Below are 9,685 nucleotides of genomic sequence, written 5' to 3' on the forward strand. Positions count from 1 at the left end.
CCGTCAGGCCGGACGGCTACTGCCGGCCGCCGCCGGGTGGCTGCTTCTCCTCGACGAAGAACCCGGTCACGGCCTTGCCGGCGCGGCGCGCAAGCCCCTTGCCGTGACCGTCGCCGTGCCCGTTGGCCGCCGGCAGCTCGAACCGGTCCGTCGGGACGAGCGGATGGTCGGGGATGGGAGTTGGCTTCGGGCGGTGGTCCTCCACGAACTCCCCGCTGGGAAGCTGGCGGATGATCCCGGTCTCGATGCCGTGATGCTCGATCTCGGCGTCCTTCTGGTTGAGCGCGATGCAGATCTTCTTCGTCACCGCGTAGGCGATCGGTGGCACGACGATGAGCCCGATGCGGCCGGCCCAGGTCATCGCGTTCAGCGAGATACTGAAGGTCTTGGCGATGATGTCGTTACCGCCGGAGATCATCAGCACCAGGTAGAAGCTGATCGCCATCGCGCCGATCGCGGTCCTGGTCGGCGCCTCCCGGGGCCGCTGCAGGAGGTTGTGCGGCTTCGTGTCCCCAGTGAACCTGGCTTCCAGCGCGGGATAGAGCGCCGCCAGCGTGAACATAATGCCCGGCAGGACGGCAGTCGGCCAGAACACCGCGGGGAGGGTGTGTCCCCAGCCGCGCCATTCCCACGGCGGCATGAGCCGGGTCGAGCCGTCGAGGAAGCCGATGTACCAGTCCGGCTGGGAGGCCGCGCTGACCTTCGCCGGGTCGTACGGGCCGAACATCCAGATCGGGTTGATCTGGGCGAGACCACCGAGCAGCGCGAGCATCGCGAAGACCAGCATGAAGAACCCGCCGGACTTCACCGCGAACACCGGGAAGACCCGGTGGCCGATGACGTTGTCCTCGGTCTTGCCCGGCCCGGGGAAGTCCGTGTGCTTCTGGTGCCACAGGATGCCCAGGTGCGCGCCGATGAGCGCGAGCAGGACGCCCGGCACCAGCAGGATGTGCGTCACATAGAGCCGGGGCAGGAAGTTGACGCCCGGGAACTCCCCGTTGAAGACGAGGAACGACGTCCACGTCCCGATAATCGGGATGGACTGGGCGATCGAGGCCGCGATCCGCAGACCGGTGCCGGAGAGCAGGTCGTCCGGGAGCGAGTAGCCGGCGAAGCCCTCGAGCATCGACAGGGCGACCAGACCGATGCCGATCAGCCAGTTGGTCTCGCGGGGCTTGCGGAACGCGCCGGTGAAGAACACCCGGAACATGTGCACGACCATCGACGCGACGAAGACCAGCGCGGCCCAGTGGTGGATCTGGCGGAACACCAGACCGGCCCGGGTGTCGAAGCTGATGTCCAGCGTCGAGGCGTAGGCCCGGCTCATCTCCACGCCCTTGAGCGGGACGTAGGAACCGTTGTAGATGACCTCGGTGTTCGACGGGTCGAAGAACAGGGTCAGGTAGATGCCCGTCAGCAGCAGCACGATGAAGCTGTAGAGGGCGATCTCCCCGATCATGAAAGACCAGTGGTCGGGGAAGACCTTGTTCAGGTTGCGCCGCAGAAAGGCCTGGTTGCCGAACCGTTCGTCGAGCTCACGGTTGGCCTTCCGAATCGGGCTCGGCCGCTTGACGAACTCGGGGGCGGAGGCGGTGGTCATGAACGCTCCCAGAAGGCGGCACCGACGGGCTCGTGGTAGTCACCGTCACGGGCGTAGAGGAACCCGTCATTGTCCGCGGCGATGGCAAGCTGTGGCAGGGACCGGCTGGCCGGCCCGAAGATCGCCCGGCAGCCGTCCCGCACGTCGAAGACGGACTGGTGGCAGGGGCAGAGCAGATGATGGGTCTGCTGTTCGTACAGGCTGACCGGGCAGCCGGCGTGCGTGCAGATCTTGGAGTAGGCAACGTGGCCGTCGACGCCCCAGTCCTCCCGGCCCTTGCGGGGGCGGTCGACCCCCGGTGGCAGCCGGATGAGGATCGTCGTGCTGTCGGCCTTGGTCTGGATATCGGTCTTCGGCTGGTACGCGACGGTGCCGTCGGCCTCGGTCACCGGAACGGCCGGGAATACGGTCTCGATGCCGCCGATGGCGACGTCGCCGAGCTTGACGTAACGGCCGTCCTCCGTGACGAGGCGGGCACCCTTCACCCAGCTCGTGTGGTCGAGCTTCTTGCCCGGCTTGGCGTTCGTCAGGTTCAGCAGCGGCACCACGATCAGCCCGCCGAGCACGGTGCCAGCCCCGAGCAGGGTGCGGCGCAGCAACGGGTAGCGCGCGAGGCCGGTGTCGGCGAACCCGGCCGCGATCTCCTCCTCGGTGACGGCGATCTCCTCCTTCGAGGAGGCGAACGCGTGGCGCTCCTGCACGGCCTGCTCGTGCGGCATCAGCCGCTTGGCCCACAGGATCAGGCCGATGCCGAGCCCACCAACGGCGAGGCCCAGCGCGGCCCCGAGGGAGGGGGTGTAGTACGCCTTGTGCTTGTCACCGACGAAATTGGTGACGACGAACCCGACGGTGCCGATCACCGAGATCAAGAACCAGCCGGCGATCAGCCGCTCCGCCCGCCGCTCGGCCCGGCGGTCCACGTCCTGCGCGCGCGGCGGACGGACGGTCACCCCGCCGGCGGCCCGTTCCCCGTAGGTCGGCTGGATAACCCCCGCCCGCGGGCGAACGGCCGTGGTCCCGGGCTCACGGGTCGAGTCGGTCTGCTGGGGCGGCGTGCCCAGGGCCTCCGGGCCGTCCGGCGTCCCGGCCGGGACGTCCGGGCCGCCGGCAGACACCCCGGATCCCCCGGCGGGCTGGCCGGAGGTGTCCACCGGGTGCTTCGCCCTTCTGAAGATGCTGCTCATCGAGTCCTGCTCAGATTCATCGGCCGGTTCGCCCTGGTAGCCCGGGTAGTGCATACGCCGGTCCCTCGGGACGGACGGCTGGTCCGCACCGGAATCCGCCGGCCCCGGCGTTCCCGGGCCCGTCTGGTCACTCATACCTTCTGCCTCGCTCCGATCCACAGGCACACGCCCAGCAGGGCACCGACGCCCACCAGCCAGGCCAGCAGCCCCTCGGGCACCGGACCGTAGTTACCGAGGCTGTGCCCACCGGCGCTCGGCGTTTCCTTCATGTGCCTGATGTAGGCCGCGATCGCGATCGCGTCCTCCTCGTTGAGCTGGCGCGGGCCGAACACCGGCATCGACTCCGGCCCGGTCCGCATGGCCTCGACGACCTGCACTGGGGTGGACTCATTCAGCGAGGGGGCGAACTTGCCGTAGGTCAGCGGCGCACCCTGACCGACGGCCTGGTGGCACTGCGCGCAGTTGGCCCGGTACAACTCGCCGCCGTGCGACAGATCGGCGTCGTTGAGCGCCGCGTCCGTGACCTTCGGTATCTCCTCGCCGCCGCCAAGGCTCTGGATGTACGCGGCGAGCTGGTCGATCTGGGTCGCCGAGTAGATCGGGGGCTTGCGGTCGGCCTGCGCGGCGGGGGCGGCCAGCGGCATCCGGCCGGTCGACACCTGGAAGTCCACCGCGGCGGCGCCGACGCCGATGAGGCTGGGCCCGGTGTTCGTGCCCTGCGCTCCCAGCCCGTGGCAGGTCGAGCAGCCCTGCAGGTACAGCGCCCGGCCCTGCCGGACCGCCTCGTTGGCGTCCGGGGTCTGCGCGGCGTTGCCGCCCGGCGCGAGCACCGTCCACAGCACCCCCGTGGCCAGCAGGCCGAGAACCATGACCAGCGCGGAGGGCCTCCGGCGACGACGCGCGGGCGAACGGCGCCCGCCCGAGAACCGCTTCGTGGCGGCGACCGGCACCGAGGATCGCGACGCCGCAGTGCCCGACGCCAGGGTGCCCGGCGCGGGGGTGCCCGGGGCCGGAGTGCCCGACGGCGTGCCCGAGGATGACGAGGTGCCCGAGGATGCAGTCATGTCGCTCACTGGAGGAGGTAGATGGTCGCGAAGAGGGCGATCCAGACAACGTCGACGAAGTGCCAGTAGTACGACACGACGATCGCCGAGGTCGCCTTCTCCGGCGTGAAGCGCCCGTACATCGATCGGCCCAGCACCATCAAGAAGGCGACGAGACCGCCGATCACATGGAGCCCGTGGAAACCGGTGGTCAGGTAGTACACCGATCCGTAGGCGTGCGACGCCATCGTGAACTTGTTCTCGCTGAAGTACTCGTTCACCTGGCCGCCGACGAACACCAGACCCATGATCAGCGAGATCAGGTACCAGCGCCGTAGCCCGTACACGTCACCACGCTCGGCGGCGAACACGCCGAGCTGGCAGGTGACGCTGGACAGAACCAGGATCACGGTGAAGAACAACGCGTACCCGACGTGCAGCTCCACGGGTCCGTGTTCGGATCCGGCGGGGTCGCCGGTAGCCGGCGGCCAGTTGCCGCTGTTGACCGAACGGATCGTGAAGTACATCGCGAACAGGGACGCGAAGAACATCAGCTCCGATGACAGCCACACGACCGTGCCAACCGAGACCATCGAGGGACGGTTGGCCGTCGGGTGCGGTGGAGGAGCCTTCTCGAGGACGGGGGCTGAGGCCACGTCGGTCATTCTGGCACGGGACGGCCCACGCGCCACCGTAGGTTCGACGTTCGGTAGGACTACGACCCGTCGATGACCGCCCCGGATCATCGTGGCGGCTGCCTCGCGTGCCCGGCAAAGCCCTGCCGCAACTGGAAAAACGCAGGTCACAGCGATGTCAGTCGGCCTACGAACGATGCGGAGCGACAAGGCTGACCCGGCCGATGTTGCGTGCCTCACCCGCGACACACCGGCCCGCCAGCGCCGTTCGGCGGGCACAGTCGAGCCAACACGGACACCCCGACCGCGACGTGACGTGACGCCGGCCGGGCCTCAGCCGGACATCGCGGCGAGCGCCCGCAGGCCGTCCGCCGGCAGGGCGATGCCGCCCTCCGAGCCGGGATCGACCGCGAGCAGGAGATCATCGGACGGCCAGATCCGGCCCAGTGCTGCCACCTGGACCGTGCGGTAACGCGCCACCTCCGGCAGCGCCTCGGCCAGGCGTTGCTCAGAGGTGAACGTCGGGACGAACTGGGTGCCGTCCTGCCGTTCGGCCACCGGCAGCTGCAGGACGCTGTCGTCCTCCTCCGACAGATCGGTGATGTCGTTACCGAGGTCGGGCAGCAGGACCTCGGCGACGGCGAGATCGCCGAGCGCCGCTCGCTCGTCCTTACCTTCGGCGAGGCGGTGCAGCGCGGCCCGCGCGGCCGTGCCCTGCGCGGAGGGGACGCCGGCCGGGACAGCGGCGCCGGGGCGGATGCGGTCGGGACGTAGCTGGTCATCGGTCACGGGTGGCTCCCTGACGTGGATGAACGTGCTGACGTTGACGGGTGGGCGGACGTGCCGACACGGACGCGTGCCCTAGGTGTTCCGCCTACCCATCCCGCCGCGCGCGAACCGACTGCCCGCGGACGTGTCCGACCTCACCCGCGACCGGGGACCCGCGACCGCGACCGGCCGTGACCGTGACCGACTGCGATCGGCTGCGGCAGGCCGTGACAGGCCGGCGCCGGCCGAGTGGGCCGGTCAGGACCGCAACGCGAGATCCGCGATGAGGGCACGCCGGGTGGCTCCGGTCAACGGCGTCGCCTCGCTGTACTCCGGGTGTTCCACGACGATCTCGACCAGCACTTCGGGGTCGAGGAAGGCATCCCGGAGCGAATCGGTCAGCGCGAAGCGCACCATGTGCACGGAGACGGTCTCAGTGGTCACATCGGGATCCTCGTCAAGGCCGGGGATCTCCTCGCCCGCCACCCGGGTCCCGCCGATCTCCAGGGCGAGACTGTGCTGCAGCCCGGCAAGCCGCCCCAACTCCTCGCGGACAGTCTCCAGAACCGAGAGCTCGATGAACACCGTCGCCGTGAGGACGTGGCTGGAGGGCAGCAGGCGGGAGTACGCATCGATCTCGTGGGCGACGTCGGCGGAGGCGGTCAGCCGCTCGGTGTAGACCATCTCCTGCACCTGGTAGCGCAGCGTCTGCTCGTTTTCGAACTCGAGGACGACGATGTCCCCGACCCGTACCCGGCGTTCGGCGCGCACCAGGATCATCTGACTGCGCAGCCGCGGCCGGCGCTCCGCGTACGCCTGGTGGTCGGTGGTGATGTCGGCGATGGTCAGCGCCATCGTGCGATCTCCTGTCCGGAAATGCTGGGATCCGTGAACGGGCGAGCGGTCCAGGAACGGCCGAGGGCCCAGGAACGGCCGAGGGCCCACGGCGCGGGAGCGACGATACGGGCCGGGGTGGCGACGGGGACTACTGGCATCGCCCCGCCACCCCGGCCCGGTCGATCGAGAAACCCCGACGATCAGGCGTCGGCCGTCTCCTCGGCCGACAGCGCGTCGAGGGCCTTCTTGAACCGACCGGCGTGGGTCTTCTCCGCCCGGGCGAGGGTCGAGAACCAGTCCGCGATCTCCTCGAAGCCCTCCTCGCGGGCGGTCTTGGCGAAGCCGGGGTACATGGCAGTGAACTCGTAGGTCTCGCCGGCGACGGCGCTGACCAGGTTCTTCATGGTCGTGCCAAGGGGCTCGCCCGTCGCCGGGTCGCCGACCTCCGCGAGGAAATCCAGATGCCCGAAGGCGTGCCCGGTCTCGCCCTCCGCGGTGTCGCGGAACAGCGACGATGCGCCGGTCAGCCCCTCGATGTCGGCCCGGCGGGCGAAGTAGAGGTAACGCCGGTTCGCCTGGCTCTCGCCGGCAAACGCCTCCTTGAGGTTCTCGTGGGTCTTGGTGCCGTCAAGCTTCGGCATGAAGTGCTCCTTGTGGATGGGTGTTCACTATTGACCGGTCCTGTCCGCGCCGCGGGCCGGGCCGGAGCCGTTCGCCTGACAATCCGGGCACAGCCCCCGGAACTGCAGGTCGTACCCGGTGATGGCGAATCCCGAGCGGCACGCGATCTCCGCCATCATCCCGTCGGGGACGGGGTGATCAATGTCGACCGCCCGACGGCATCCGCCACAGACCACGTGGTCGTGACGACTCGTGTTGGCGTCGTACCGGGCCGCCGGGCCGCCGCCCAGGCGCAGCTCGAGCGCTCGACCGGCGGACACCAGCAACGCCAGTGTGCGGTATACGGTCGCGCTGCCGATCCCCGGGGACACGGTCCGCACCCGTTCGTAGACCTCGGCCGCGGTCGGGTGGTCGCGGGCCGCCGCCAGCACCGCCAGCACGGCCATCCGCTGCGAAGTGAGACGAAGATCGGTCTGGTTGTTCATAGGATCACGCCCGTCGTACGGCGGTGGAACGCTCCGGGCCGCCGGCGGCGGCGATCGAGGCGTCACGCGGTCCGGCCGGCATCAGGGTCCACCGACTGAGAACGAGTCTCAGTATTACTCCTGCGACGATCCGAAGGCAACCAGGGGTCTGTGATCCCGGCCCCACCCGGCCCGGCGAGGACCCGGCGGGCGACGCGACACGGGTCACGTCCGACGGTCCGCGGGAGGTAGCCTGCACGGGACAACTCTCACATGGCAGCGTCCACTTCCGAGGTGCCCGGATGTCCGGGGTACCTGGGAGCCCGAGGTGCCTGGAGGGCGGTCCGCAGTTCACCGCTGGCCGGCTCACCGCCGGTCGGCGATGGTCACCTCTCGCGAAAGGCCCGCGGACGACATGATCACCATCCTCGTCTACGCCGACCGAGCGGATGTGCGCGAACACGTCCGGAACGCGATCGGCCGTCTCCCCGCCGCTGGCCTCGGTCCGATTGAGTTCGTCGAGGCCGCCGACGCCCCCGAGGCGATCGGCGTGGTCGATCATTACGAGGCGGATCTGTGCATCTTCGACGCGGAGGCCACCCCCAGCGGCGGCATGGGGCTCTGCCGGCAGCTGAAGAACGAGGTCATCAACTGTCCGCCGACCATCCTGCTGGTCGCCCGCCCGGACGATCGCTGGCTCGCCACCTGGTCCCAGGCGGATGCGGTGGTCACCCATCCGATCGACCCGGGTCTGCTCACCGAGGCGGTCGTGACACTGCTGCGGGCGCGTGCCGGCGGCGCCGTGGCCCGTCAGCCGCTCACCGGCGCCCAGCTCGCCCACTGAGATCCAGGGCTTCCGAGATATGACCACCGTTAGCGCATCCCACTCCCACACCGGCCACTCCCCCGTCGGCGCTCCCCCCGCCGGGGCTCTCCCGACCGTCGAGACGAGCTGGCCGGAGCTGATCGGGGCGTTGCTGGCGGGCGAGTCCCTGGACTCCGCGCGCACCGCCTGGGCGATGCACCAGATCATGACGGGGGCCGCCTCGCCCGCGCAGGTGGCCGGGTTCGCGGTAGCGCTGCGGTCCAAAGGGGAGACGCCGGAGGAGATCGCCGGCCTGGTAGGGGCCATGCTGGCCAGTGCCACGCCCCTGATCCTGTCCGAGCAGGTACGGACCCGCGCCGTGGACACCTGCGGGACCGGCGGCGACCGTTCCCACACCGTGAACCTGTCGACGATGGCCGCGCTGGTCGTCGCCGGCGCGGGTGTGCCGGTGGTCAAGCATGGCAACCGGGCCGCGTCGTCATCCTGCGGCTCGGCGGACCTGCTCGCGGAGCTCGGTGTCGTGGTCGACCTGCCGCCAGCCGGCGTCGAGGCGTGCCTGGCTACGGCAGGCATCGCCTTCTGCTTCGCCCAGGTCTTCCACCCGGCGATGCGGCACGTCGGCGGGGTCCGGCGCGAGATCGGCGTGCCCACCGCGTTCAACATCCTCGGGCCGCTGAGCAACCCGGCCCGCCCCGGCGCGCAGGCAATCGGCGTCGCCGACGCGCGGCTCGCTCCCGTCGTCGCCGGGGTGCTGGCCGACCGGGGCACCCGGGCGCTGGTGTTCCGCGGCGACGACGGGCTCGACGAGCTCACCCCGGTGACGACGTCCGCCGTGTGGGTCGTCGCGGCCGGCGCCGGACAGCCGCGCCGCGAGCGGTTCGACCCCCGCGACGTCGGCATCCACGTCGCGGACCGCGCCGCGCTGCGCGGCGCGGACGCTCGTTACAACGCCGCCGTCACCCGGTCGGTGCTCGCCGGTGAGCCCGGACCCGTCCGCGACGCGGTCCTGCTCGCCGCCGCCACCGCCCTGGTCGCCGCGGCCGGCCCCTCCGACGCCCCCGTCACCGAGCAGATCGGCGCCGCCCTGCCCCGGGCGGCCGAGGCGGTGGACTCCGGCGCCGCCCGGGCCGTCCTGGAGCGCTGGGTGACCGCGAGCCAGGCCGCCGCCGCAGCGGTCGACACGGCGGCGGCCACGGCTCCCTGAGCGGACCTTGGGAAGGGGGACCCGCCCGACCCGGGCGGGATCAGTCCTCGGGCACCGGCGGGTGCCAGAAGTTCTCGAAGACCAGGCAGGTCACGAACACCACGACCAGAAGCGCACCGAGAACAATCAGCCAGACGCCGAAGACGAGGCCCATGGCCGCCGTCACCGAGCTGGCCCCGATGAAGAACGGGTAGTAGCTGCCCGGAGTGAAGTGCCCGAGCTCCCCCGCCCCGTCGGCGATCTCCGCATCCGGCAGGTCCTGCGGGCGCATGCCGATCCGCCGGCCAGTGAAGACCAGGTAGCCGCCGACGAGCAGGCCGAGCCCCGTGGTGAGGGTCAGCGCGGCCGTGCCGGTCGGGTCCTTCGACCAGAACCAGTACACCAGCGCGGCGGCCCCGGCGAACACCCCGAAGAAGTTGAAGATGATGCCTTCCACCTTCATGCCATGGCCGCCTTAACTGATCTCGGGAGTCGCGTGGTAGTCGACCCGGCCAATCGTGGCC

General features: G+C 70.3%; 11 protein-coding genes. 2 read left to right on the plus strand and 9 right to left on the minus strand.

The features are described 5' to 3' along the window. Positions 1–16: 16 nt before the first annotated feature. The 8 genes from qcrB to AC08OJ_RS01770 all read right to left on the minus strand — a co-directional run bounded on the left by qcrB (position 17) and on the right by AC08OJ_RS01770 (position 7,173). The gene (qcrB, locus tag AC08OJ_RS01735) at positions 17–1,600 is read right to left on the minus strand and encodes a cytochrome bc1 complex cytochrome b subunit (protein WP_476593561.1); all 1,584 of its coding nucleotides are present in this window, start codon (positions 1,598–1,600) and stop codon (positions 17–19) included. Next, positions 1,597–2,919: a cytochrome bc1 complex Rieske iron-sulfur subunit gene (gene qcrA / locus AC08OJ_RS01740; RefSeq protein ID WP_476594903.1), complete on the minus strand. Its 1,323-nt coding sequence runs from the start codon at positions 2,917–2,919 to the stop codon at positions 1,597–1,599. The genes qcrB and qcrA overlap by 4 nt, the downstream gene beginning before the upstream one ends. Then, positions 2,916–3,848, minus strand: coding sequence for a cytochrome bc1 complex diheme cytochrome c subunit (gene qcrC / locus AC08OJ_RS01745; protein ID WP_476593559.1), 933 nt, complete (start codon positions 3,846–3,848; stop codon positions 2,916–2,918). The genes qcrA and qcrC overlap by 4 nt, the downstream gene beginning before the upstream one ends. 5 nt (positions 3,849–3,853) lie before the next feature. Further along, positions 3,854–4,492: an aa3-type cytochrome oxidase subunit III gene (ctaE, locus tag AC08OJ_RS01750; protein ID WP_462186428.1), complete on the minus strand. Its 639-nt coding sequence runs from the start codon at positions 4,490–4,492 to the stop codon at positions 3,854–3,856. A 303-nt stretch (positions 4,493–4,795) separates the two neighbouring features. After that, a complete protein-coding gene (locus AC08OJ_RS01755; protein ID WP_476593558.1) occupies positions 4,796–5,251 on the minus strand; it encodes an SseB family protein in 456 nt (151 codons plus the stop codon). A 237-nt stretch (positions 5,252–5,488) separates the two neighbouring features. Beyond that, complete coding sequence (locus AC08OJ_RS01760; protein WP_476593557.1) at positions 5,489–6,085, minus strand: DUF3501 family protein; 597 nt, start codon at positions 6,083–6,085, stop codon at positions 5,489–5,491. 182 nt (positions 6,086–6,267) lie between these two features. Beyond that, positions 6,268–6,708: a rubrerythrin family protein gene (locus AC08OJ_RS01765; protein ID WP_476593556.1), complete on the minus strand. Its 441-nt coding sequence runs from the start codon at positions 6,706–6,708 to the stop codon at positions 6,268–6,270. A gap of 27 nt (positions 6,709–6,735) precedes the next feature. After that, complete coding sequence (locus AC08OJ_RS01770; protein WP_476593555.1) at positions 6,736–7,173, minus strand: Fur family transcriptional regulator; 438 nt, start codon at positions 7,171–7,173, stop codon at positions 6,736–6,738. A gap of 394 nt (positions 7,174–7,567) precedes the next feature. Between AC08OJ_RS01770 and AC08OJ_RS01775 the strand changes: the two genes are divergently transcribed. Together AC08OJ_RS01775 and trpD are read left to right on the plus strand one after the other, a co-directional pair. After that, a complete protein-coding gene (locus AC08OJ_RS01775; RefSeq protein WP_476594731.1) occupies positions 7,568–7,996 on the plus strand; it encodes a response regulator transcription factor in 429 nt (142 codons plus the stop codon). 19 nt (positions 7,997–8,015) lie between these two features. Next, on the plus strand, positions 8,016–9,182 hold the full coding sequence (trpD, locus tag AC08OJ_RS01780) for an anthranilate phosphoribosyltransferase (protein ID WP_476594732.1): 1,167 nt from the start codon (positions 8,016–8,018) through the stop codon (positions 9,180–9,182). Between the two features lie 40 nt (positions 9,183–9,222). Here the strand turns inward: trpD and ctaF are convergent, their stop codons facing one another. After that, positions 9,223–9,624, minus strand: coding sequence for an aa3-type cytochrome oxidase subunit IV (gene ctaF / locus AC08OJ_RS01785; RefSeq protein ID WP_462186434.1), 402 nt, complete (start codon positions 9,622–9,624; stop codon positions 9,223–9,225). Between the last annotated feature and the right edge of the window lie 61 nt (positions 9,625–9,685).

It is taken from the genome of Frankia sp. CgKIO3 (assembly GCF_977946435.1).

Excerpts from the sequence above, each read along its gene's own strand:
- AC08OJ_RS01760 (WP_476593557.1), bottom strand. The coding sequence starts at position 6,085 with ATGGCGCTGACCATCGCCGACATCACCACCGACCACCAGGCGTACGCG.
- AC08OJ_RS01765 (WP_476593556.1), bottom strand. The coding sequence starts at position 6,708 with ATGCCGAAGCTTGACGGCACCAAGACCCACGAGAACCTCAAGGAGGCG.
- qcrB (WP_476593561.1), bottom strand. The coding sequence starts at position 1,600 with ATGACCACCGCCTCCGCCCCCGAGTTCGTCAAGCGGCCGAGCCCGATT.
- trpD (WP_476594732.1), top strand. The coding sequence starts at position 8,016 with ATGACCACCGTTAGCGCATCCCACTCCCACACCGGCCACTCCCCCGTC.
- ctaE (WP_462186428.1), bottom strand. The coding sequence starts at position 4,492 with ATGACCGACGTGGCCTCAGCCCCCGTCCTCGAGAAGGCTCCTCCACCG.
- ctaF (WP_462186434.1), bottom strand. The coding sequence starts at position 9,624 with ATGAAGGTGGAAGGCATCATCTTCAACTTCTTCGGGGTGTTCGCCGGG.
- qcrC (WP_476593559.1), bottom strand. The coding sequence starts at position 3,848 with ATGACTGCATCCTCGGGCACCTCGTCATCCTCGGGCACGCCGTCGGGC.
- qcrA (WP_476594903.1), bottom strand. The coding sequence starts at position 2,919 with ATGAGTGACCAGACGGGCCCGGGAACGCCGGGGCCGGCGGATTCCGGT.
- AC08OJ_RS01775 (WP_476594731.1), top strand. The coding sequence starts at position 7,568 with ATGATCACCATCCTCGTCTACGCCGACCGAGCGGATGTGCGCGAACAC.
- AC08OJ_RS01770 (WP_476593555.1), bottom strand. The coding sequence starts at position 7,173 with ATGAACAACCAGACCGATCTTCGTCTCACTTCGCAGCGGATGGCCGTG.